Raw genomic sequence first — 22,258 nt, forward strand, 5'->3', positions numbered from 1 at the left:
AGTCTGTCGCCTATGACCCGACTCACGTGTCGCCGATCATCTGTCGCCTATGTCGTGACACCAGACACCCTATCCTCCGCCAAAGACCCCCACCAGGGCCACCGCACAGCACCCACAACCAGGGTCCGGGCCGGTGCCCGCGGACCCCGGACCCGCAAACCGGGACACAACTTCGGAGAATATCGTGCCACCGGCGGCGGCACGCGGCGTGGCGGCGCTGTCAACGCTCGAACTCCGAAGTTGCGTACGACACGAGCCGAGGAGCTGCGGGCATCTAAACTGAGGCTCGGAGCAGCAAGCGCGTCGAGCGGTTGTACTCACGTTCGGAGATCTGCAGTCGATCGCCTTCGAACATCTGCAGTCGATCAGTTGCAAACGTCCGGCGTGACGTCCCGGCGGGTTGCGATCTCCGAAGTTGTGCATGAGTGAACAGTGACAGGAGGGAGCCCATGCGACAGGTTAATGGCACCGATGTTGTCGTCCGCCCGCTCCCCGCACTGCTGTGGCAGGGTGCCCTCGGCATGGCCCTGCTCGGAATCCCCATCATCGTCACAGGCCTCTTGCATACGATTCCAGACGGCCAATGGCAGTTCGTCGCGATCTTCTGCGTGGTCTTCGCCGTCGCTGTTGCGGTCATGGTGACGCTCTTCGTTCAGGAACGCATCACCGCTACCGACGACACTCTCATCGAGCGGACGATGATCGGCCGCACGATCGTTGTGCCGAAGAGCGAGATCGAGCGCGTTGTGCTGCTCGAACTCCATCGCAGCATGGCAAACGATTCCCGTCTGCAGTTGTTCGTGCTCGGGAAGGGCAACAAGTGGCTTCTGCGCATGCGCGGGGAATACTGGTCACGAGAAGACATCGAGAACATTGCCTCGCGCATCTCGATCCCCATCGAACGCCAGTCGAAACCCGTGACCCTCAACGAGCTGCAGATGACCAGTCCTGAGATGCTGTACTGGTTCGAGCGCGCTCCGAAGCTGCCCCGCCGCACCTGACCCGCGAGCACCGATGCTCGCGGGTGCCGATGCACGCAGGCACCTATGCACACAGGCACCTATGCACACAGGATGCCGATGCACGCAGGTGCCGACTGGCGGCCATCTCAGAAACGGATGCCCAGAATCGGGCGTCGGCACTGCACAACGGCAGAAGGTCCAGCCCGACGCGCATATAGACGGGATGCGATGCCAGGTTCCTCGGGCCGGTCACCAGATGCAGCCCCTGCACTCCCAGGCGGCGGAGCTTTTCGAAGAGCCGCTCGATCAGCCCACGGCGCCGCACCCTCCGTGCCCCGCACAACCGGCGCGAACACACCAGCTCAGTCGTGGACGATGCGCACCCTCTCACGCGGCACACTCAGCCAGACGTGATCACCGGGTGCGGGGAGCGGCGACGACGCCACGTCATCCAGGTCACGAAGGGCGCTCACTCCCGCCGATGTGCGCACGGTGACACCGCGCAACTCGCCGTGCAGCCCAGACACTGTCGCCGGCCAGCTGGGCTCCGACGGAACGGTCGGATGCACGGCGACGGACTCCGGCCGGAACACCGCACGAGCCGCGACGGGAGCCCCGCTGTGCACGGCGTCACAGGTTCCCGCGAGCACTGTGCCGTCGTCCGTCACGAGTGTGCGGCCGTCGCACCGGCCGCGCACGAGGTTCTGCCCGACGAGTGCAGCGGTGAACGGATGCCCTGGCGCGGCGACGAGACCCGCCGCGTCCGCTTCATCGACCACCCGGCCGTCCCCGAGCACCACACAGTGGTCGGCGAGCTGCACGGCGTCGACGGGTTCATGGGTGACGAGCACAGCCGTCGTTCGCGTACGACGGAGCTCATCGTGCAGCAGCCGGCGGATCGCCGGCACCTGTTCCACGTCGAGTGCGGCGAAGGGCTCGTCGAGCAGAAGCACCCTCGGAGCCGCGGCGAGCGCCCTCGCGATCGCGACGCGCTGCCGCTGCCCGCCGGACAGCCGGTGCGGCTGCCTGCCGCCCACGGCGGAGAGCCCGATCCGCTCAAGCCATTCGTCGGCGATCTGCCTCGACAGCACCCGCGACGCCCCGCGGGACCGCGGCCCGAACGCGATGTTCTGCCTGGCCGTCAGGTGCGGAAAAAGCAGAGCCTCCTGCCGCAAGAGACCGATGCCGCGGCGCTCGACTCCCACCATCGACACCGCGGGCCGGGCAGACCTCGCAGAGTGAGCAGAGCCCGCAGACCCGGCAGACCCCGCAACCCCAGCAAAGCCCTCAGACCCCGCAACCCCAGCAGACCCAACCGTCCCAACGGACGACGACCGCGACCTGCTGAAGCCCTTCGGCCCACCGAGCTCCCCCTGGCCCGCACGCGTGAGTTCGAGCCGGCCGACGCTCACCACTCCGCGCACAGGCCGCAGAAACCCCGCGATGACATCGAGCAGCGTCGACTTGCCAGACCCGTTCTCACCCAGAACCGCCAGCACCTCGCCGCCGGCGACGGAGAACGCCACGTCCAGGGTGAAGTCACCGCGCTCGGCGGTCACGTCGACGTACAAGGCGCCGTTGTGCACAGCGTCGCCGCGCATCGTCCCGTTGTCCGGGACGCCACAGGCCGCATCGCTGCCCGGAACACCGGTGTCCGGTGCCCCACCGACCCGAGCACCACCGACCCGGGCACCGCCGTGCAGAGCACCACCGTCCGCTGCACCACTGCCCCGGGCAGCGCCGTCCGCGGCACCGCGCACACCACCGCCGCGCAGACCGTCGTTCATCGCACGGTGTCCTCACGCCAGCTGCGCAGTCCGAGCACCACAACCAGTGCGGCGACGACAAGCATCAGCGCGAGCGCAGTCGCCGACTCCTGCGTCGCGCCTGCGCCGTTGAACGCTGTGTAGATCGCCAGCGGCATCGTGCGGGTCACCCCGGGAGCATTGCCGGCGAACAGCGCTGTCGCCCCGAACTCGCCTATCGCCCGTGCGAAACAGAGAACCGTTCCGCCCACAACGCCGGGCAGCACGAGGGGGATCGTCACGCGAGTGAGCACCCGCGCACGGCTGGCACCGAGGGTTGCGGCAACGGCTTCGAAGCGTGTTCCAGACGTTCTCAGTGTGCTCTCAACAGTGATCACGAAGAACGGCAGGGCGACAAAAGCCTGTGCGACGACAACGGCTGCGGTGGTGAAGGGCAGACTGATCCCCCACGCCTCGAGCACGCCGCCGGCCAGGCCTGCCCTGCCGAACAGCGCGAGCAGGGCGAGTCCGCCGACGAGGGGCGGCAGCACGAGGGGCACGAGCACAACGGCGCGCAGCACCGAGGCGGCGCGGCGCGGCGCGCGAGCGATGGCGAGCGCGAGCGGCCCACCGAGCAGCACGCAGATCACTGTCGCTGCCGCGGCCGTGGTGACCGAGAGCCACAGTGCCTCTCTCGCCTCGTCTGAGCCGATCGCCGCGGGGAGCGTCGCGACGTCGACGCGCCAGACGAGCGCGACGATCGGCAGCACGAGCAGCGCGAGTGCGATCCCCGCCGGCACCCACACCCACCGCGGCAGCGTCTGCTGCACCTGCCCGTTCATGGCGCTCCGAAGCCGTGACCGGCCAGGATCCGCTGCCCGGTCTCAGACAGAACGAAATCCACGAACTCCTGTGCTCCCGCCCCGGGCCGTTCGCCGAGCGTGGCGATCGGGTAGCTGTTGACGACGGCGTCCGCCCCCTCCGGAACAACGCCGTCGATCGATCCGCCTGACGCGACGATGTCTGTCGCATACACGAGGCCGGCATCCGCTTCGCCCAGACGCACCTTGTTCGCCACGGCTGTCACCGCCGTCTCTTCGCTCACGGCGCTCACAGCGCTGAGGTCGGCGCCTGCCCGCTCGAGCAGGGCGACGGATGCCGCCCCGCACGGAACCTCTGCAGCGCACAACACGACCTTCAGGCCGGGCTCGGCCAGATCCTCGAGCGAGTCGACCCCGAGGGGATTGCCCCTGGCGACAGCTATGCGCATGGTGTTGGTGGCGAAGACGGTGCTCTGCGCGACCAGACCGTCGTCGATCAGCGGTGTGAGGCTGCGCTCGTCGGCGAGCGCCACAACGTCCGCACTCGCGCCCTCTCGCAGCTGGGCCGCGAGCACGGTGGATCCATCGGAGACGAGCGGTGCGACGTCGGTCCCCGGATGCGCCTCGATGAATGCCGCGATCACGTCGTCGAAGGCACCCGCGAGCGAGGCAGCGGCGAAGATCGTGACCTCGTCGTCGTGCGGGGAATCCTGCCCGCCCGGCCCCGAGCATCCGGTGAGCAGCAGTGCGGATGCCGCGGCGACCGCGAGCAGGCGAGGGCGCCTCATGTCTCGGCTGTCTCCACGATCACGGTTGTCGCCTTGACGACGGCGACGGCGAGCGAGCCGGGTTCGAGCGCGAGCTCACGCACGGCCTCGCTCGACATCAGCGAGACCACGCGGAACGGCCCGCACTGCAGCTCGACCTGCGCCATCACGGTGTCCATGGTGACGGCGGTGACGAGTCCGACGAATCGGTTGCGTGCACTCGAGACCCCTGACGCCGGGTCGTCCGGAGTCTTCGCGACGCGGCGCGCATGCGCGGCCAGGTGAGCCCCCTCGATCACCTGCCGGCCGGTCTCGTCACGGCCGACGGGCAGAAGATCGCGCTCGATCCACCTGCGCACCGTGTCGTCACTCACGCCGAGCAGGCGGGCCGCCTCAGAGATCCGGAAATGCGTCACAAATTGAAGATTATCACCGCACCTGCGGTTCCACACGGCGGAGTCATCTTTTTCCGCTCGCGTTGTTCCCCGGCCGGCACGGCCACCCTCGCGTTCCTGGTGAGGGTGCGGTCACGGCGCCCGGTGCAGGGACAGAGGATGACGGGGCCGAGAACGTCTGGATCTCACCCGCCGCACGTCTGAGCCTGGAGGCATCCACCGTGCTCGGTCGTGCACACCGCCAGAAAACGGCATACCGTTGCATCATGACCTTCCCGCCCCTCGTCGAGCCCGCGAACAGGCTGAGTCCGGACGAACAGCTGCGCACGAGCAGGCAGACGCGCCTGCCGCAGATCGGCACTGTCGGCCAGCGCCGCCTGCAAGCCGCACGCGTGTGTGTGCTCGGCGCCGGCGGGCTCGGCGCGCCGGCACTGCTCTATCTCGCCGCCGCCGGGGTCGGAACGATAGGCATCGTCGACGACGACACCGTCGACGAGTCCAACCTGCAGCGCCAGGTGATCCACGGCATCGATGACGTCGGGCACCCCAAAGTCGCGAGCGCTCGCACACGTGTGCTCGAACTCGCCCCGGAGGCGAGCGTCGTTGTGTACAGACAACGCCTCACGGACGAGAACGCTCCCACCATCTTCGCCGCCTATGACCTCGTTCTCGACGGGACCGACAACTTCGACACCAGGTACCTGGTGGCAGACGCGTGCGCGAGGGCCGGTATTCCGCTGGTGTGGGCATCCGTTCTGCGTTTCGACGCGCAAATCAGCCTGTTCTGGTCTCGACCGCCCACAGGACATGACCCCGTCACCCTGCGCGACGTGTTCCCCCACCCGCCAGCGCCGGGTGAGGTTCCGTCGTGCGCAGAGGCCGGAGTGCTCGGCGCCCTCTGCGGGCAGGTCGGAAGCATCATGGCGGCAGAGGCGGTGAAGCTGATCTGCGGCATCGGCGATCCCCTGCTCGGCCGCATGCTCGTGGTCGACGCACTCGCGACGCGCACCCGCGAGCTCCCCGTGCGTCAGAGGGCCGGCGCAGCGGCGACGTCGGAGCAGGAGCCGGCACAGTCGCGCGCACCGAAACCGGCGCCGTCACCGTCGATCACCGCCGACGAGCTGCTGGTCCGCCGGGCGCAGGTCGCCCTCATCGACGTGCGTGAACCGGACGAGCACACGCAGGGTGTGATCCCCGGCGCGATCCTTCTGCCCCTCGATCAGGTTCTCGCGCGCCTCTCCGCCGGCACCGCCCACACCACATCCGGCACCGACGACGCCGCCGCCTCGCCGATCGAAGGCGTCGACCACGACTCCCCGGTTGTGGTCTACTGCCATCGCGGCCCACGCGCAGACCTCGCCGCGACCGAACTTCGCGCGAACGGCTTCACCGACGTCGTGACTCTTGACGGAGGTATGATCGCGTGGCGCGCAGGGGGGCATCCTCTTGCCGCACCCGCGTTCTCGCACGCGCACTCGCACGCGCACAGCGGATCGGCCACCGTATGATCACCGTCGCCGAACATCGCGACCGGATTCTGGCGGCCGTTCACCGGCTGCCGACCGAGCATGTTCACCTGACCGCTGCGCACGGTCGGGTGCTCGCCGCGGATCTTGTGAGCGCCGCCCCCGTGCCGGCGTTCGACAACTCGGCGATGGACGGTTATGCCGTCAGGCGTGCGGATGTGCTCGAACCACCCGTCACGCTGAGGATCGTCGCCGATGTGCCGGCGGGCTCGGCCGAGGACCCGCGCATCGGTGCGGGCGAAGCGGCACGCATCATGACGGGCGCTGCCGTGCCGAGCGACGCCGACGCCATCGTTCCCCTCGAACAGACGGATGCCGGTACCGCCGTCACGAGATCACCTCACGCCGAGATCACCGTGCTGGCGGCTCCACGGGAGCACGCGCACATCAGGCGGGCCGGTGAAGATGCCGCGGCGAACAGCCTCGTCCTCGTCGCGGGCACTGTGCTCGGTGCCCGGCAGCTCTCGGCGGCGGCAGCGGCTGGCGCCGGCCAGCTCTCTGTGCTCGCACGACCCCGTGTCGCTGTGATCGCGACGGGCGACGAGCTCGTCGCGCCCGGTGAACCGCTCCGGCGCGGGCAGATTCCGGAATCGAACTCCACACTGCTTGCGGCATGCGCTTCGGAGGCCGGTGCCCTCGTCACCTCTGTCACGAGAGTGTCTGACGATGAAGACGGGCTGCGCGCCGCCATTCACGCGGCGGCAGCTGATGCCGATGTGGTCATCCTCTCTGGCGGGGTGAGCGTCGGAGCCTTCGACGTGGTGCGTGCCGTGCTCGAGCCCGCGGGCATCCGCTTCGAGAACGTCGCCATGCAGCCGGGAAAACCGCAGGGATTCGGCACACGAGACGACGGAACCATGCTCTTCTGCCTGCCGGGCAACCCGGTGAGCTCGTTCATCTCGTTCGAGGCCTTTGTGCGGCCGGCCCTCAGGCGTTTAGCCGGGCACACAACAGAGCTGCGACCGGCACGGGTCGAACGCGTCGCCACCGGGTGGACCTGCCCGCCGGGGCGCGCCCAGTTCATGCCGATCAGATTCACCGCAGACGGTGTTGTGCCCTCGGCCTCTCGCGGGTCTGGATCGCACCTCGTCACCTCGCTCGCCCTCGCCGAGGGCATAGCGCTCGTCGACGCGAACATCGATACGGTGAGAGAAGCAGATCACCTCGACGTCTGGGAGCTCACACCGTGACAGCACATCCGTTCACCCATCTGGATGCCGCGGGCGAGGCCAGGATGGTCGACGTCACCGACAAGACGCCGACGGTCCGCAGCGCCACCGCTCGAGGATTCGTGCGGTGCGGCGACGCAGTGATCTCTGCGCTGAGAGACGGGACCACCCCGAAAGGCGACGTGCTCGCCGTGGCCAGGATCGCCGGCATCCAGGGGGCGAAGAAATGTGCTGAACTGCTTCCGCTCGCCCATGTGATCGGCGTGCACGGGGCATCCGTCGACCTGACGGTCACAGACGGCGGTGTGGAGATCAGCGCCACCGTGCGCACCGCAGACCGCACAGGCGTCGAGATGGAGGCGTTCACCGCCGTGTCGGTCGCCGCGCTCGCTGTGGTCGACATGGTCAAGGGAATCGACAAGGCGGTATCGATCACATCGATCGAACTCACCCATAAGAGCGGCGGCAAGAGCGGTGACTGGGTCAGACCGGAGTGAAGCGGCGATCGTGCTCGCGGGCGGGCGCGCGACGCGGCTCGGCGGTGCAGCCAAGCCCGAGCTCGTGGTCGACGGCTCCGCGCTGCTCGACACCGTGCTCGCGGCAGTGAGCGACGTGCCGCAGCGTATGATCGTCGGCCCGCAGGCGTTAGAGCGCCCCGGCGCTCGCGCGGTGCGCGAATCCCCGGAATTCGGAGGGCCTGCCGCCGCACTGTGCACGGGCATCAACGCGATCGAGCCGGTCGACGACGTGTGGGTTCTGGCCTGCGATCTGCCGCGGGCGCGCGAACTCGTCGATCTCATCCGGACGTACGATGCCGGCGGTCACCGTGGCGGTCTCAGCGGTCGCCGTAACGGTCTCAGCAGCGGTCGCGGTCTCAGCAGTCGCGGTCTCAGCAGCAGGGAGCCAGGCGAGTCAGACGAATCAGACGAAAACACCGATGCGAGCGTCAGCGCCGGCACGGGCGCTGACCTCCCGCCTGAAGACACGCATACCGACCGCACTGACGGCACTGACGGCACTCACGGCACTGACGGCACTCACGGCACTGACGGCACCGACGGCACCGACGGCACCGACGGCACCGACGGCACGATTATCGTTGATACGGAAGGCCGCGACCAATGGCTGGCCGGGCGCTACAGATATACAAGTCTCGTCGGCGCATGCGCCGCAGCCGACGATCGAGCAGGCCTCTCGATGCGGTCCCTGCTCGCGCCACTCGTTCTTCAGCGCGTCGTCGACCGAGACGGCGCGAGCGTCGACCTCGACACCTGGGACGACGTCAGAGCCTACACCGACCGAGGCTACACCGACCGAACGGAGACCATCTGATGGCGACCTCATCCGGCAACACACCGGCATCCAACCCCGCCACGGCAGACCCGGGGACCCCCGCGCACCTCGACGCCTGGCTCGCCGCCCTCGGCGATGAGCTCGACGTCGATGTCAGCACCATGCCCGTTCAGCTTCTGCTCGACGTGGCCCGCGATGTGGCGCACAACGTGATTCGCCCCGGCGCACCGCTCAGCACGTTCGTGGTCGCCCTCGCCGCCGCGAAGCACGGGGGCGGTGCCGATGCCGTGCGAGAGGCGGCCGCCAAGGCAAGCTCACTCGCCATCAGCTGGGGTGCGAAAGACGCTCGGTCGGATGCGGGCGGGCACACCGGTGCGGGCGGCACGGCATGACAACGATCAGGTACTTCGCCGCGGCCGCAGAGGCTGCAGGAACAGATGAAGAAACCGTCGGGCCCGCGACCCTCGGCGACCTCAAGCGATTGATGGTGGGCGCGCACGGTGGCGAGTTTGAGCGGGTGCTTTCGCGTTGCGCGGTGCTCGTAGACGGTGAGCATCTCGATGACGACCGGGTGATCTCGAACACCGCGACCGTCGACATCCTGCCGCCGTTCGCCGGGGGCTGACCGAGCCTGAACGGGGCTGACCGAGCCTGGCCGAGGCCGACCGAGGCCGGCAGGGCGAGATCTGCAGCGTACCTTCGGCCCGTCTGCGGCAGCCCCGAGCACAACTTCGGAAGAACGTGTCACCCGCGCCGATCCGAGCCTGAATCCGGCACGAACCCCACATTCCTCCGAAGTTGTGCACACCAGCGCCACCTCGCCGGATCGCCGAGCTGGTCAGCTCCGAGATCTGCACCTGTATGCCCCACGCATCTGTTTGCCCCACGCATCTGTTTGCCCGATCCATCTGTGCTCAACTCCACGCACACAACTTCGGAAGAACGCGTCACCCGCACCGATCCGAGCCCGAATCCGACACGAAACCCACATTCCTCCGAAGTTGTGCACACCGAACGGTAGCCGGTTGTCAGCCAGCCGATCCAGGTCAATCTCAAACCGTCGAAGAGTTGTGTGCACTGCGCACTGCTAGCCGCCGATGGCCGACATCGGCCTGTCCGGCTGCAGGAACCCGGGGTCGTCGATGCCGTGGCCGGCGCGCTTGCCGGTGATGCAGGTGCGCAGCATCGCGGCGAGTTCGGCGTCTGAGGCACCTGCGCGCAGCAGCGAGAGCAGGTCTGATTCTTCACGGGCGAACAGGCAGTTGCGCAGTTGACCGTCTGCCGTGAGCCGCACACGATCACATGCGCCGCAGAACGGCGCGGTCACAGACGCGATCACCCCGACGGTCGTCGGCCCGCCGTCGATCGAGAAGACCTCTGCGGGCGACGAACCGCGTTCGCCGAAGGGGGTGAGCTCGAACTCCGCTCGCAGGGCGGTGACGATCTCGTCTCCCGTGACCATCTTCACGCGCGACCAGACATGCCCGGCATCGAGGGGCATCTGCTCGATGAAACGAAGTTCGGCGTCGTTGTCGCGCGCGAATCGCACCAGGTCGCAGAGCTCGTCTTCGTTGACCTCGCGCATCGCGACGGTATTGATCTTGAGCGGCCGCAGTCCGGATGCCCGCACGGCCTCGATGCCCTCGAGAACGTCTCCGAGGCGGTCACGTCTGGTGAGCGAGGCGAACCGGTCTTGCCGCAGTGTGTCGAGGCTCACGTTGACACGCTCGAGTCCCGCGTCGACGAGTTCGCCCATAAGCGCTGCCAACCGAAGCCCGTTCGTCGTCATCGACACCTTGAGCGGGCCGTCAGCGCCCTCGATTCGAGACATCCGGCGCACAACATCCACCACGTCGCGGCGCAGCAGCGGTTCACCGCCGGTCAGACGCACCTCGACGATGCCCATGCTCGCAGCGACCCGCGCAACCCGCTCGAGCTCGTCTGTGTTGAGGATGTTCTCCTTCGCCAGCCACGGCACCCCCTCTGCCGGCATGCAGTAGGTGCACCGCAGCGAACAGCGGTCGGTCAGCGAGATGCGCAGGTCGCGGTGCACACGGCCGAACCTGTCGACGAGCGGGTCGATGACGGGCGGCGCGGACGTGTCAGCGTTCACGGCCTCGACCTCGGTCTCGACCGGGTCGACGTTCGTGCTGTCGACATTCGTGGCGACGTTCATACGAGCCCTACCCAACCGTGGGTTCCGTCACGTTCGTGCTGTTTCTTCCACACCGGCAGCTCGCGTTTGACCGTCTCGACGATCTCACGGCACACGGTGAATGCCTCGGCGCGGTGTGCGCTCGACACACAGACGACGATCGCGGCGTCGCCGACGTCGAGGGTTCCGACGCGGTGACTCACGGCGATCCGCAGCGAGTCGTCGCCCTGCCAGCGCGACACGATGCTCTCGAGCACCCGCCCGGCATCCGGATGGGCGCTGTATTCGAGCCTGACCACCTCTCCGCTCGCATCGGGATCGTGGTCCCTGACCGTGCCGACGAAGCTCGCAGTCGCTCCCGCATGCGGGCCGGCGACGGCATGAATGTGCTCCATAACATCGAGCGGCTCCGCCGAGAGACGGATGATCGTGGCCGGCATCAGTGATCGCCCCCGTCGAGCTGGTTGACCGCGTGCGCGGCGATCTCGAGCAGCACGGGGATGCCGTCGCGCACACCCCCTGGGGAACCCGGCAGATTCACCACGAGTGAGCCGGGGATGCCCACGATTCCCGCGATTCCGCGCGAGAGAGGCGCCGCCGGGTGACCGCCGTTCCGCCTGATCGCCTCGGCCACACCGGGCAGTTCCAGCCGGAGCAGTGCTGCTGTCGCCTGCGGAGTGACGTCGCGCGGGCTGACTCCCGTGCCGCCCGTGGTCACGACCAGCCGGGCGCCGGCATCCGTCGCGGCACCTATCGCATCGGTGATCGCGTCGATCTCGTCTGCCACGACGATCGGCTCGTCGACCAAGCACCCGCCCTCTGCAAGAAGCCGGACAGCGAGCGGGCCGGATTCATCCGCACGAGCGCCCGCGAACGCGCGATCGGACACCGTGATGACGGCAGCCGGAAGAGCCTGTGCAGAAACAGTGGCCATCAGCCCACCTTACGTGCTGTCTGCGGCAGCAGCGCCCCTTTTTTCACAGGGTGGCAGGCGGCCGCTTCATCCTTTCTGGACGTTCTCACCCGGCATAGCGGGCGACAACGTCCAGAAGAGATGACCTCGCGGAGTGGGATGGCGAGACGAGATGCTGGGCGCTAAGCGCTGTCGCTGCGTTCGCGGTGCGGGCGGGGTTCGGACCGCAATGCCGCCGCGAACGGGGCCCAGACGATGAGTGCGACCCCGATTCCGAGCAGCGCTCCCCCGATGGTGTCGCTCAGCCAGTGCACACCGAGATAGGTGCGCGAGTATGCCATCAGCGCGACGTAGGCCAGCCCGGCGATCCACACCCAGAGGCGCGGAAAGATGATGCCGATCGCCACGGCTATCGTTGCCGCATTCGCCGCATGCCCTGACGGGAACGATCCGAAATCGCTTGTGACGAGCATGTCTTCTGGCCGCGGTCTGCCGATGGTCCCCTTGAGCAGCTGAACGGCTCCGGCGCTGAGAGCGGACGCGACGATGAAATAGAACGCAGACCACGGTCTTCGAACGATCAGCAGCACCACAGCCGCCCCGATCGGCACGATGAAGACGCCGACGATTCCGCCGCCGAGCGCGTTCATGGCCAGTGACAGCCATTCCAGTGCCGGCAGCCGGTCTTCGACGAGCTCTTCGGCCCATTCCTCGTCGAACTCGAACGGCAGCAGGTTCTGCCTGACCACAACGAGCACCGCGAGAAGCAGGGTGAGCACAATGGCGATGCCGCCGCTGATCACGGGCCAGCGGCGAGAGATGCGGAGCTCGGTCTCCGTCGGAGTGTCGGCGTTCGCACTGTCGTCGGTCATCCCCCCATCATGCCGTGCGCAGGATGCCCGGACGAGAGCACGCAGACTCGCCGCGGAGAGGTCGGCACCGGCGAGCGGTCAGCCGCCGCGGGAGCCGCTCAGGCGCCGCCCGACCGGCATCAGCCGCATGGGATCGCCGAGCACGTCACCGCCCCGCCCGAGCCGAGCGGTCAGTTGCCGAGCGGCGGCACCGTCTTCGGCCGGACGATCATCCACAGCGAGATGACCGAGACCAGTGCCGTGATGGCCATGACCGAGGCCATCGGCAGGGCGGTTCCGATGCCGAGAACACCGACGATCGGCGAGATGAGGCCGGCGAGCCCGAAGTTCAGTGCTCCCAGCAGTGACGCCGCCGTGCCGGCCTCGTGGCCGTGGTTCGCGAGTGCGAGCACCTGAACGGCGGGAAAACCGAAGCCGGCCGCCGTGATGAAGAAGAACAGCGGCACGAGGATGCCGATGAGACCCGCGTCCGTCATCGACAGTCCGATGATGCTCAGGGCGGCGAGCAGCTGAACGAGTGTTGTCGCCGCCAGTATCCACTGGGGTCCATACCAGCGCATCAGCCTCGACGCGATCTGCACGCCGATCACGATGCCGACGGAGTTCACGCCGAAGAGCAGGCCATACTGCTGTGCGTCGAGGTCGTACACCTCCTGGAACAGGAACGACGACGCCGACAGATAGGCGAACAGGCCTGAGAAGCTCATTCCGCCAATGAGCGCGACGCCCACGAACGTCCTGTCGCTGAAGACGTTCTTGTACCGCTCGAGTGTGGTGCTGTGGCCAGCTCCCGTGCGACGTGCCGGCGGAAGGGTCTCGACGATCCAGAGTGCGACGGCGACGAGCACAAGCACCCCGTATGCCGCCAGGAACCAGAACAACCCACGCCAGTCGAGCCAGAGCAGAAGCTGCGAACCGACAACTGGCGCGAGAATCGGCGCAAGGCCGTTGACGAGGGCGAGACGCGACAGCATCCGTACGAGTGGTTTGCCTCCGAAGAGGTCGCGCACCATCGCCATGGCGACGACACCACCCGCTGCGGCGCCGACACCCTGCAGCACCCGGAACACGCTGAGCCACACGATGTCAGGGGCGAACGCCGCACCCACGGACGCGAGAACGTGCACGCTCGTCGCGATGAGCAGCGGCAGCCGCCTTCCCACCTTGTCGCTCCACGGCCCCATGAACAGCTGGCCGACGGCGAACCCGATGGTCGTTCCGGTGAGAGTGAGCTGGATCGCGGATGCCGCGACGTCGAACTCGCCCTCGAGCATCGGGAACGCCGGAAGGTAGAGGTCGATCGTGAACGGCCCGAGAGCGGTCAGCGAGCCCAGGATGAGCACGTAGACGAGCCTCTGGCGCCCGGAGAGCGAATCGCCGGGGTGCACAACGGTAGTCACAAGAGTCCTTGCAGAAGAGAGTTATTGCCGCCGCTGCGGTGCGACGCTGAGAACCACGAAGCCTCGAAGGCTGCCCGCGTGGCCGGGCCGCGAATCAAGAGCCGCGAAACCGGCTCGATTCAATAAAGAATCCAGTCTAGTGTGCAAGACGGCATTCCGTTCAACCCGTGGTGCTCAGGATCGTCAATTCATCGGTGCGATGCGCCGGGCGAGGCGGCGGGTGCGGCAACAGGACGACGGAAACAGCCGTACGTCATCCACGGTGACGGACTTGACGGACTCCGCGACCGTCGGCCACCCGGCCGATGCTGCCGCACTCCGCTTCGAACGGCAGCTTCTACGGCGCCGATGGTTGACAGAACCGCAACGTGTTCGAGAACGGGTCGGTGATGGTCATCGTCGGCCCACCCGGTGCGTCGTCATCGATGCCGGGTCGCAGCCGTGGATGACCTCGTCCGGAGAGCTCACGATGAAGACCGGCGAGGTCCGATGCCGGCATCCACACAACCGTGCCGGGCGTTCCATCGCCGTGATGCTCGGACAGGTCGAGCACCGCACCGTCACGGCGCAGTCTGGCGTACAGCGGCATCCCGGGCTCGAAGCGGTGCTCCCACTCGACGGCGAAGCCGAGGTAGTCGACGTAGAACTCTCGCGCCACCGCCTCGTCGTGGATGCGAAGGACAGGGATCGCGCCGCCGATTCCCCCGCCGGTCGACGCGTTCAGGCCTGCGACAGCCGTGTTCCAGTCGCGAAACCCCAGTTGATGCGCGACAAGCTCGAGTGCTTCGCTGTGGCTGATGGCGAAGCCGCTCTGGGTGAGATGCTCGCGAAGCCTTCGCGCGGCCGACTTCGCACTGGCGATGGTAACGTCCATGAGTTCATCCGTGTCCCGGTGACCGTTCCCGCCCAGTTCCCGCATTGCCGGCCGTGGCACCGTGTGTTCACAACGATCTCCGGACCACTTCACTGATGTGCTTCACCATGCCGACTCTGCGGCGCGGGATGCAGGCCACATCACAACCTGCCGCCCATGGTAGCAGTCCCCGCACGCAGCGACGCCGGGTCGCGCAGCAGCGGCTCGAAGGCCAGCTCGGCAGCAGCGATCATCAGAAGGTCTGCGCCCAGCTCGGCCCGCACGATCCTGACCTGCTCGAACGACGCAGCGAGTGTCTGCGACGCCACGAACTCATCGAGCAGCTCTCCGTTCTTCGCCGCGAGCGCACCCAGAAACCCGCCGAGCACAACCACCTCGGGGTTCAGCACGTTGATGGCGTTCCGCAGCGCGATGCTCAGCACATAGATCTGCCGCTCCGCTTCTGCGACGACAGCCGGGTCGTCGGACTCGAGCAGTTCGCGCTCGAGGGCAACCGGGTCGGCGTGGTCGCGCCCGAGCACCCGCAACAGGCGTGCCCGATTGACCTCGTCTTCGAGCGTCAGATCGTCGCCGCCCGTGCCGTCGACCCGCGAGCCGCCATCCGGCCTCCCCGCCCGGTGCACACCCGGTGCGGCGTCGGATGCCCCTGCGCCGGCAGCAGGCACACGGGCGGTCACGAGATTGTGGCCGAACTCCCCCGCGTATCCACCGACTCCGCCGAGCGGCAGGCCGTTGGCGATCACACCCCCACCGATGCCACTCGCTCCCCCGTTGAGGTAGATGAGGTCGCCGACCCCGCGGCCGGCGCCGAAAACATATTCGGCGGCGGCGCCGAGGCTCGCGTCGTTGGCCGCGAAGGCCGAGTGCCCGGTGGCTTCCGCAAGCCGTTCAGCGAGAGGCTCGTCGATCCAGCCCAGGTGCGGCGCGAGCCTCACCACACCGTCCGCGGCGCGCACGAGCCCGGGGACAGCCACGCCGATGCCGGCGACGAGTGCTTCTGCCGGCAGAGTCTCACTCAGCCGCCGGATCAGGTCGACGGTGATGCGGACCGTGTCATCGACGGTCGGCGGGGTCTCGACCTCGTGGCGCAGCTGTGCGACGACAACGCCGTTCAGCCTGACGACGCCGACGGTCACCGCGTCGACCTCCGGGTTCACGGCGAACGCGACGAGGTCTGGATGGGGACGCACCACCGGTGACGGCCTGCCGACGCCGCGCGAGGCGTCAGGCCCCGCCTCGACCACAAGCCGCAGAGCGGCGAGTTCAGCCACCAGCGCGGCGACGGTGGACCGATTGAGCCCGGTCTCGCGGGTGAGGTCGGAGCGCGACAGCGCACCGTGTCTGTGCACGAGCCCCAGGATCATCGACAGGTTGTGCCGCCTGACGGTGTCGAGATTATTGCCCCGGGTGTTCACAGAGCGACCCTACCCGACACCGGGTTCCTGGCTCACATCGGCTCGTCCGCCGCACGTGCGGCGAGCACCGCGAGCGGCAAGAGCATGGCAGGAGCACGGGAGACGACCTGGCGTCACTGGGCTGGCAGCGTGCGCGAGGCGATGAACCGCTTGTACCAGAGGGCTGAATCCTTCGGCAACCGCTCGAGGGTATCGTAGTCGACCCGCACGATCCCGAACCGCTTCGAGTAGCCGTAGCCCCACTCGAAATTGTCCATCAGCGACCAGACCTGGTAGCCGCGCAGGTCCACCCCGCGCCGCATGGCCCGGTGCGCAGCGGTGAAGTGCCGCCTGAGGTAGTCGATGCGGTCGGCGTCGTGCACAGCCGACACACCGTCGGCGTGCGTCACGACCCGATCGTCGAACGCCGCGCCGTTCTCGGTGACCATCAGCGGCAGATCCGGCCAGCGCTCGTGAACGGAGACGAGCAGGTCTTCAAGACCGGACGGATCGATGTTCCACCCCATGGCCGTGTACGGACCAGGCTGCGACACGAACTCGACGTCTTCAGCACTCGGCCACGCGGTTCCGGCAGAGGGCTTGTGCCCGTCTGCGCTCTCTTTCTCGCTCACGCCGTCCCACACACGCACGCGGTTCGTGGAGTAGTAGTTGATGCCGAGCACGTCGAGCGGCTGGTTGATGACGGCCGTGTCGCCGTCGCGGATGAACGACCAGTCGGTGACGGATGCCGTGTCGGCGAGGACGTCTGCCGGGTACTCGCCGTTCAGCAGCGGGTCGAGGAACAGCCTGTTCGCCAGGCCGTCGACGCGGCGAACCGCCTCTGCGCCTGTCTCGCCGTCTGGGCGGAACACGTGCAGGTTGAGGGTGACCGAGAAGGCCGGGTCGTTGGTCACGACCTCGCGCAGCGCCCGAACGGCAAGGCCGTGTGCGAGGTTGAGGTGGTGAACGGCAGTCAGCGCATCTGCGCCGTCGGTGCGCCCGGGGGCGTGAGCACCGGAGCCGTAGCCGAGGTAGGCGGAACACCACGGCTCGTTGAGGGTCGTCCACTGCTCGACCCGGTCACCGAGGCGCCGGCCGACGATCCTCGCGTAGTCGGCGAACGCATGCGCGGTCTCGCGGCTCGTCCAACCACCCTCATCTTCGAGCGCTTGCGGCAGGTCCCAGTGATACAGCGTGGCGATCGGGCGGATGCCGCGGGCGATGAGCCCGTCGACGAGCCGATCGTAGAACGACAGTCCCGCCTCGTTCGCGGCGCCACGACCGGTCGGTTGGATGCGCGGCCACGCGATCGAGAACCGATAGGCCTCGAGCCCGAGTGCCTTCATGAGGTCGAGGTCGTCGTCGAGTCGGTTGTAGTGATCACACGCCACGTCGCCGGTGTCGCCGTTCCAGACCTTGCCGGGAGTGTGGCTGAACGTGTCCCAGATCGAGGGCCCGCGGCCGTCCTGTGTCACAGCGCCCTCGATCTGATACGACGCCGTCGCCGAGCCCAACACGAAATCGGGCCCGAAGACGAGACCGGCATCGCGGTAGTCGCTCGCGCCGGTCACCGGTTCTGTGCCGGTGTTCTGCTCGCTCATCGTGTGATCACGGCCCTTCCGTTGCGTGAGTGGGTGTGATCGGTGTCTGCTGCCGGTGCGCCAGCCGCGAGGGTGGCGCGGAACGGCGCATCGCTCGAGCTCGTCACGGTGACCTGCGCCTCGGCGACGGTCACCGTGAAGGTGACCGTGCCGCCCTCCGGAGTCGTCACGGCAGCTGTGCGCGTGCCCGGGTCGCCCGGATACACCGTGACGAGAGGGTTGCTCGTGTAGTCGTAGTCCGGCCGGTCAGCCCCCGGGCAGGTGACGATGACGCTGCCGCCCCGCACCCAGATCGGCATGCTGTCGAAGTCGTGGCGCTCGGTGCGCCACACGCCGCCGGATGCCACCTCGCCGGTCAGGTAGTTCGTCCAAGTTCCGGCAGGCAGGTAGTACTCGACGTCGCCCGGCTCGCTGAACACCGGGGCGACGAGCAGGCTGTCGCCGAGCGTGTACTGCCGCTCGAGGTGCGCAACGGCGGGGTCGCCGGGAAACGCCAGCTGCATGGGCCGCATAAACGGCAGCCCGCGTTCGTGCGCTTCGATGCCCACCTGATAGAGGTATGGCATCAGTTCGAGCTTGAGCCTCGTGAACTTTCGTGTCACCTCGACGGCGCTCTGGCCCTCTGGCTCTTCTCCGGTGTCGAACGCCCACGGCACTCGATAGCTCATGGAGCCGTGCAACCGAGAGTGACTCGACATCAGCCCGAACGCCACCCACCGTTTGAAAACGGCCGGGTCCGGTGTTCCCTCGAAACCGCCGATGTCGTGGCTCCAATAGCCGAAGCCGCTGAGCGCGAGAGAGAGGCCGCCGCGCAGCGTCTCTGCCATCGACTCGAAGCTCGACGAGTTGTCTCCGCCCCAGTGCACGGGCATCTGCTGGCCGCCAGCCGTGGCAGAACGGGCGAACAGCACGGCCTCACCCGCACCTCGCTGCTCTTCGAGCACGTCGAACACCGCACGGTTGTAGAGCTGGGTGTACCAGTTGTGCATGGCCGCAGGCGACGAGCCGTCGTGCCAGACGACATCCGTCGGAATGCGCTCACCGAAGTCCGTTTTGATCGCGTCGACGCCCTGCTCGAGCAGGGTGCGGAGTTTGCCCTGGAACCAGGCCGTGGCATCCGGATTCGTGAAGTCGACGAGAGCCATTCCCGCCTGCCACATGTCCCACTGCCAGAGAACGCCGTCCGGCCTCTTCACGAGATACCCGGCCTCGGCGGCCTCGGCGAAGAGCTTCGAGCGCTGCCCGATATAGGGGTTGATCCAGGCGCTCACCCTGAGGCCTTTGTTGTTGTGCAGACGCGACAGCATTCCCTCTGGGTCTGGAAACACCCGGGCATCCCACTCGAAGTCCGTCCAGTTGAACTCGCGCATCCAGAAGCAGTCGAAGTGGAACACGCTGAGCGGCAGCTCGCGCTCGGCCATGCCGTCGATGAACCTGTTCACCGTCTCTTCGTCGTAGTCCGTGGTGAAGCTCGTCGACAGCCACAGGCCGTACGACCAGGCGGGCACCCTCGCGGGCCGACCGGTGAGTCTGGTGTAACGCTCGAGGATGTCTGCGGGCGTCGGCCCATAGATCACGAAGTACTCGAGGCTCTCACCCGCGACAGAGAACTGCACCTGTTCGACGGCCTCTGAGCCGACCTCGAACGAGACGTGCTCCGGGTGGTTGACGAGCACCCCGTATCCGCGGTTGGTGAGGTAGAACGGGATGTTCTTGTACGACTGCTCGCTCGACGTGCCGCCGTCCGCATTCCAGATGTCGACGGTCTGGCCGTTCTTGACGAGCGGTCCGAAGCGCTCGCCGAGGCCATAGACGAGCTCGCCCACGCCGAGCGACAGCTGCGAGTGCATGTAGCTCGATGCCTCGGCGAGGCCGCTTGTCGTCACGCCGGCGACGCCGGCCGGCTCTGCCGCGACGGGGGCGCCGTCGGCGAGCTGAACATAACCGATCGACCTGTGGCCGCTTGTCGTGAGGGTGCGGCCATCCGCCTCGAAGCTGAGGTTCCACGGCGAGCCCGGCGCGACCCTCGCGGTCAGCGGGCCTGCTTCGAGAACGCCGCCAGCCGCATTCGACGTCGCGGTTCCCGCGCCCTGGACGGCGCCGACGAGGTCGAAGCCTCCGAAGGCGCTCTCGCCCGCGTGGTGTTCTGTGCGCACTCCGATCACACCCTCGAGCGGACTCGAGAGAGTCACGGTGAGCATCGGGCGGTTGAGGGTGTCTCCCCGCCGCTCGATGACCTTGGTGGGGGCTGAGATGATCAGGCTTTCACCCGCGGCGTCGATGTCATACGCCTCTTGGGCGTAGAGGGCCGTGACGCCGGGGCGGGTGTGCCAGAAACCGTCTGTGAACTTCATAACTACTTGACCGCTCCTGCTGTGATGCCCCTGGTGAGGGTGCGTTGGAAGATAAGGAAGAAGATGAGTGTGGGAATGAGCCCGAGAAGGGCGGAGGCGCTCGTCGTCGTGACGTCCATCAGCCGGTCGCCCTGCAGCACGGTGATGGCGACGGGCACGGTCTGCGTGGCATTCGACACCAGGAACGTGAGCGGGATGAGGAACTCGTTCCAGGTCCAGATGAAGAAGAAGATCAGCAGAACGCTGAGCGTCGGGCGCGAGATCGGAAAGACGACACGCCAGAGGATCTGCCACCGGCTGGCGCCGTCGAGAGATGCGGCTTCGAGCATCTCTTTCGGGAAGGTGCCATAGACAGAGGCGAGCAGGTAGGTGCCGAACGCGCTCTGTATCACCGTGAAGATGACGATGACTGCCCACTGGTTGTCATAGAGGCCAACGGTCTTGAACATGAAATAGAGCGGGTAGAGCAGCACCTCCTGCGGCAGCATGTTGGCGAGCAGGATGAGCACAACGATCCAGGTACGGCCCCTGACCCGCCCGATTCCGAGCGCGAACGCGTTGAGCATCGAGAGGCCGACGGCCAGCACGGCGACGAGACTCGAGATGAAGAAGCTGTTCCAGAGTTTCTCTGGAAAGTTCACGCGCTCCCAGAAGTTGACGATCCCGTCGACATAGAACTCGCTCGGCAGGCTCAGCGGGCCCGAGGTGTTGTAGTCGGCGGGCGACTTGAACGAGTTGACGAGGATGATCAGAAACGGTACGGCGATAAAGAGGCCGATCAGGACGGCCACGGCGAGGATCAGCCAGTCGCCGACAGTCTTTCGGTTCTGGCCCCCTCGGCCTCGCTTCTGGCCGCGTGATGACCCGGAGGCTCCGCGTCTGTTCCCGCCTGGGACGTCGGCTTCTGTGCCGGGCGTTCGTGTCGCAGGTGTTGTTGTCGACATCAGCGCTCCTCCTCCCTGCGCTCGAATCTCGTCTGCACGAAGATGAAGACGATGCTGATGACGGCGATGACAACGGTCAGCGCCGTCGCGATCGTGGCGCCGTAGCCGACCTGCTGCGACTGGAAGAACTCGCTGTATGCGTAGTAGGCGGGCACGATCGTCGACGTGCCCGGGCCCCCGCCCGTCAGCGCATAGATCGGTCCGAAGACCTTCAGCGCCGCGATCGTGCAGGTCAGGGTGACGACGAAGATCTCAGGGCGGATGATGCCGACGGTGATCGCGCGGAACCTCTGGAACCAGTCGGCCCCGTCGAGCTCGGCCGCCTCATAGAGTTCGGGGTCGACGCGCTGCAGGGCAGCCATAAAGATGACGATCGGGTAGCCGAGCTGCACCCAGATCATGATCACCATGATGCTCGGCAGCGCCGTGTCCGGGCTCCCCAGCCAGTTGTGCTGAAGACCGCCGAGGCCGACGGCCTCGAGCACCTGGTTCAGCGCACCGTTCTCGGGGCGCAGGATCCAGCCGATCACGATCGCCGCGATCACGGCGGGAAGGATCTGTGGCAGGTAGTAGGTGGCTCGCAGAAAGCTCGCGAGCCTGGCGCCGAACTTCTTGCCGATGAGGTCGAAGAGCATGGCGGCGAGCACAAGCCCCACCAGTGTCGGCACAACGACCATCGCGACGATCATCGCTATGGAGTTGAGGAACGACGTCCAGAACACGGAGTCGCCGAACAGTTCCGTCCAGTTCTCGAGACCTATCCACTCCGGAGGCCTGATGCCGCGGTAGTCCGTGAACGTGAGGTACACGTTCCAGACCAGCGGAATCACGATGATCACCGTGATCAGCGCGAGCCCTGGCACGAGGTAGAGCCAGTACGCATTTCGGCTCGACCCGGGAATCAGGCTGGGCATGCCCGGCTTCTTTCCGTGTCTGTCGTGTTGTGGCGCATCGACCGCAGATGCTGTCGCCATGGGATGTCTTTCTCTTCGGTGTGTGTCGTCGAGGTGGCGCACGCCGGGCATCGACGTGCGGGGCGGATGCCGTCGGCGGTCTTCGCGGGCCGCCAACGG

General features: G+C 67.2%; 22 protein-coding genes. 7 read left to right on the forward strand and 15 right to left on the reverse strand.

The features are described 5' to 3' along the window. Positions 1–449 precede the first annotated feature (449 nt). Positions 450–1,001: a hypothetical protein gene (locus ACYVF5_RS08590; RefSeq protein ID WP_460945342.1), complete on the forward strand. Its 552-nt coding sequence runs from the start codon at positions 450–452 to the stop codon at positions 999–1,001. Positions 1,002–1,324: 323 nt separating this feature from the next. Here ACYVF5_RS08590 and ACYVF5_RS08595 read toward each other — a convergent pair whose 3' ends face one another. The 4 genes from ACYVF5_RS08595 to ACYVF5_RS08610 are packed head-to-tail and all read right to left on the reverse strand — an operon-like array spanning position 1,325 to position 4,711. Further along, a complete protein-coding gene (locus ACYVF5_RS08595) occupies positions 1,325–2,749 on the reverse strand; it encodes a sulfate/molybdate ABC transporter ATP-binding protein (protein ID WP_460945344.1) in 1,425 nt (474 codons plus the stop codon). After that, entirely contained in the window at positions 2,746–3,549 is an 804-nt protein-coding gene (locus ACYVF5_RS08600; RefSeq protein WP_460945346.1) for an ABC transporter permease, read from the reverse strand. Before ACYVF5_RS08600 ends, ACYVF5_RS08595 begins: the two co-directional genes overlap by 4 nt. Further along, entirely contained in the window at positions 3,546–4,316 is a 771-nt protein-coding gene (gene modA, locus ACYVF5_RS08605) for a molybdate ABC transporter substrate-binding protein (RefSeq protein WP_460945348.1), read from the reverse strand. Before modA ends, ACYVF5_RS08600 begins: the two co-directional genes overlap by 4 nt. After that, positions 4,313–4,711 carry a TOBE domain-containing protein gene (locus ACYVF5_RS08610; protein WP_460945350.1) on the reverse strand — a complete coding sequence of 133 codons (399 nt, stop codon included), beginning with the start codon at positions 4,709–4,711 and terminating at the stop codon, positions 4,313–4,315. The genes modA and ACYVF5_RS08610 overlap by 4 nt, the downstream gene beginning before the upstream one ends. 245 nt (positions 4,712–4,956) lie before the next feature. Here ACYVF5_RS08610 and ACYVF5_RS08615 point away from each other — a divergent pair, with 245 nt between their 5' ends. From ACYVF5_RS08615 to ACYVF5_RS08640, 6 genes are read left to right on the forward strand one after another with little or no spacing between them, the layout of a single operon-like run. Next, the gene (locus ACYVF5_RS08615; RefSeq protein WP_460945352.1) at positions 4,957–6,198 is read left to right on the forward strand and encodes a ThiF family adenylyltransferase; all 1,242 of its coding nucleotides are present in this window, start codon (positions 4,957–4,959) and stop codon (positions 6,196–6,198) included. Continuing rightward, the gene (locus ACYVF5_RS08620) at positions 6,195–7,406 is read left to right on the forward strand and encodes a molybdopterin molybdotransferase MoeA (protein ID WP_460945354.1); all 1,212 of its coding nucleotides are present in this window, start codon (positions 6,195–6,197) and stop codon (positions 7,404–7,406) included. The genes ACYVF5_RS08615 and ACYVF5_RS08620 overlap by 4 nt, the downstream gene beginning before the upstream one ends. Beyond that, a complete protein-coding gene (gene moaC, locus ACYVF5_RS08625; RefSeq protein WP_460945356.1) occupies positions 7,403–7,882 on the forward strand; it encodes a cyclic pyranopterin monophosphate synthase MoaC in 480 nt (159 codons plus the stop codon). The genes ACYVF5_RS08620 and moaC overlap by 4 nt, the downstream gene beginning before the upstream one ends. Further along, on the forward strand, positions 7,860–8,717 hold the full coding sequence (mobA, locus tag ACYVF5_RS08630) for a molybdenum cofactor guanylyltransferase (RefSeq protein ID WP_460945358.1): 858 nt from the start codon (positions 7,860–7,862) through the stop codon (positions 8,715–8,717). The genes moaC and mobA overlap by 23 nt, the downstream gene beginning before the upstream one ends. Then, entirely contained in the window at positions 8,717–9,070 is a 354-nt protein-coding gene (locus tag ACYVF5_RS08635; protein ID WP_460945360.1) for a DUF6457 domain-containing protein, read from the forward strand. Before mobA ends, ACYVF5_RS08635 begins: the two co-directional genes overlap by 1 nt. Beyond that, the gene (locus ACYVF5_RS08640; protein WP_460945362.1) at positions 9,067–9,303 is read left to right on the forward strand and encodes a MoaD/ThiS family protein; all 237 of its coding nucleotides are present in this window, start codon (positions 9,067–9,069) and stop codon (positions 9,301–9,303) included. The genes ACYVF5_RS08635 and ACYVF5_RS08640 overlap by 4 nt, the downstream gene beginning before the upstream one ends. A gap of 462 nt (positions 9,304–9,765) precedes the next feature. Here the strand turns inward: ACYVF5_RS08640 and moaA are convergent, their stop codons facing one another. The 11 genes from moaA to ACYVF5_RS08695 form a co-directional block, all read right to left on the reverse strand. Beyond that, positions 9,766–10,854, reverse strand: coding sequence for a GTP 3',8-cyclase MoaA (gene moaA, locus ACYVF5_RS08645; protein ID WP_460945364.1), 1,089 nt, complete (start codon positions 10,852–10,854; stop codon positions 9,766–9,768). Next, complete coding sequence (locus ACYVF5_RS08650; RefSeq protein WP_460945366.1) at positions 10,851–11,273, reverse strand: molybdenum cofactor biosynthesis protein MoaE; 423 nt, start codon at positions 11,271–11,273, stop codon at positions 10,851–10,853. The genes moaA and ACYVF5_RS08650 overlap by 4 nt, the downstream gene beginning before the upstream one ends. After that, a complete protein-coding gene (locus ACYVF5_RS08655) occupies positions 11,273–11,767 on the reverse strand; it encodes a MogA/MoaB family molybdenum cofactor biosynthesis protein (RefSeq protein WP_460945368.1) in 495 nt (164 codons plus the stop codon). The genes ACYVF5_RS08650 and ACYVF5_RS08655 overlap by 1 nt, the downstream gene beginning before the upstream one ends. Before the next feature lie 161 nt (positions 11,768–11,928). Then, positions 11,929–12,618, reverse strand: a complete 690-nt coding sequence (locus tag ACYVF5_RS08660; RefSeq protein ID WP_460945370.1) for a phosphatase PAP2 family protein — start codon at positions 12,616–12,618, stop codon at positions 11,929–11,931. Positions 12,619–12,788: 170 nt separating this feature from the next. After that, positions 12,789–14,018 (reverse strand): multidrug effflux MFS transporter, encoded by a 1,230-nt coding sequence (locus tag ACYVF5_RS08665; RefSeq protein ID WP_460945372.1) that lies wholly within the window; start codon positions 14,016–14,018, stop codon positions 12,789–12,791. A gap of 337 nt (positions 14,019–14,355) precedes the next feature. Further along, on the reverse strand, positions 14,356–14,892 hold the full coding sequence (locus ACYVF5_RS08670) for a glyoxalase superfamily protein (protein WP_460945374.1): 537 nt from the start codon (positions 14,890–14,892) through the stop codon (positions 14,356–14,358). 140 nt (positions 14,893–15,032) lie between these two features. After that, entirely contained in the window at positions 15,033–16,307 is a 1,275-nt protein-coding gene (locus ACYVF5_RS08675) for an ROK family protein (RefSeq protein ID WP_460945376.1), read from the reverse strand. 113 nt (positions 16,308–16,420) lie between these two features. Then, positions 16,421–17,887, reverse strand: coding sequence for a GH1 family beta-glucosidase (locus ACYVF5_RS08680; protein ID WP_460945378.1), 1,467 nt, complete (start codon positions 17,885–17,887; stop codon positions 16,421–16,423). Beyond that, the gene (gene yicI, locus ACYVF5_RS08685; RefSeq protein ID WP_460945380.1) at positions 17,884–20,241 is read right to left on the reverse strand and encodes an alpha-xylosidase; all 2,358 of its coding nucleotides are present in this window, start codon (positions 20,239–20,241) and stop codon (positions 17,884–17,886) included. Before yicI ends, ACYVF5_RS08680 begins: the two co-directional genes overlap by 4 nt. Positions 20,242–20,243: 2 nt before the next feature. Continuing rightward, positions 20,244–21,185 carry a carbohydrate ABC transporter permease gene (locus ACYVF5_RS08690; RefSeq protein WP_460945382.1) on the reverse strand — a complete coding sequence of 314 codons (942 nt, stop codon included), beginning with the start codon at positions 21,183–21,185 and terminating at the stop codon, positions 20,244–20,246. After that, on the reverse strand, positions 21,185–22,099 hold the full coding sequence (locus ACYVF5_RS08695; RefSeq protein ID WP_460945800.1) for a carbohydrate ABC transporter permease: 915 nt from the start codon (positions 22,097–22,099) through the stop codon (positions 21,185–21,187). Before ACYVF5_RS08695 ends, ACYVF5_RS08690 begins: the two co-directional genes overlap by 1 nt. Positions 22,100–22,258 lie beyond the last annotated feature (159 nt).

This window comes from Okibacterium endophyticum, assembly GCF_054780075.1.

What these genes read in the sequence shown, in the direction of transcription:
- ACYVF5_RS08590 (WP_460945342.1), top strand. Translation starts at nt 450, where the DNA reads ATGCGACAGGTTAATGGCACCGATGTTGTCGTCCGCCCGCTCCCCGCA.
- ACYVF5_RS08595 (WP_460945344.1), bottom strand. Translation starts at nt 2,749, where the DNA reads ATGAACGACGGTCTGCGCGGCGGTGGTGTGCGCGGTGCCGCGGACGGC.
- ACYVF5_RS08600 (WP_460945346.1), bottom strand. Translation starts at nt 3,549, where the DNA reads ATGAACGGGCAGGTGCAGCAGACGCTGCCGCGGTGGGTGTGGGTGCCG.
- modA (WP_460945348.1), bottom strand. Translation starts at nt 4,316, where the DNA reads ATGAGGCGCCCTCGCCTGCTCGCGGTCGCCGCGGCATCCGCACTGCTG.
- ACYVF5_RS08615 (WP_460945352.1), top strand. Translation starts at nt 4,957, where the DNA reads ATGACCTTCCCGCCCCTCGTCGAGCCCGCGAACAGGCTGAGTCCGGAC.
- ACYVF5_RS08620 (WP_460945354.1), top strand. Translation starts at nt 6,195, where the DNA reads ATGATCACCGTCGCCGAACATCGCGACCGGATTCTGGCGGCCGTTCAC.
- ACYVF5_RS08635 (WP_460945360.1), top strand. Translation starts at nt 8,717, where the DNA reads ATGGCGACCTCATCCGGCAACACACCGGCATCCAACCCCGCCACGGCA.
- ACYVF5_RS08640 (WP_460945362.1), top strand. Translation starts at nt 9,067, where the DNA reads ATGACAACGATCAGGTACTTCGCCGCGGCCGCAGAGGCTGCAGGAACA.
- moaA (WP_460945364.1), bottom strand. Translation starts at nt 10,854, where the DNA reads ATGAACGTCGCCACGAATGTCGACAGCACGAACGTCGACCCGGTCGAG.
- ACYVF5_RS08650 (WP_460945366.1), bottom strand. Translation starts at nt 11,273, where the DNA reads ATGCCGGCCACGATCATCCGTCTCTCGGCGGAGCCGCTCGATGTTATG.
- ACYVF5_RS08655 (WP_460945368.1), bottom strand. Translation starts at nt 11,767, where the DNA reads ATGGCCACTGTTTCTGCACAGGCTCTTCCGGCTGCCGTCATCACGGTG.
- ACYVF5_RS08660 (WP_460945370.1), bottom strand. Translation starts at nt 12,618, where the DNA reads ATGACCGACGACAGTGCGAACGCCGACACTCCGACGGAGACCGAGCTC.
- ACYVF5_RS08670 (WP_460945374.1), bottom strand. Translation starts at nt 14,892, where the DNA reads ATGGACGTTACCATCGCCAGTGCGAAGTCGGCCGCGCGAAGGCTTCGC.
- ACYVF5_RS08680 (WP_460945378.1), bottom strand. Translation starts at nt 17,887, where the DNA reads ATGAGCGAGCAGAACACCGGCACAGAACCGGTGACCGGCGCGAGCGAC.
- yicI (WP_460945380.1), bottom strand. Translation starts at nt 20,241, where the DNA reads ATGAAGTTCACAGACGGTTTCTGGCACACCCGCCCCGGCGTCACGGCC.
- ACYVF5_RS08690 (WP_460945382.1), bottom strand. Translation starts at nt 21,185, where the DNA reads ATGTCGACAACAACACCTGCGACACGAACGCCCGGCACAGAAGCCGAC.
- ACYVF5_RS08695 (WP_460945800.1), bottom strand. Translation starts at nt 22,099, where the DNA reads ATGCCCAGCCTGATTCCCGGGTCGAGCCGAAATGCGTACTGGCTCTAC.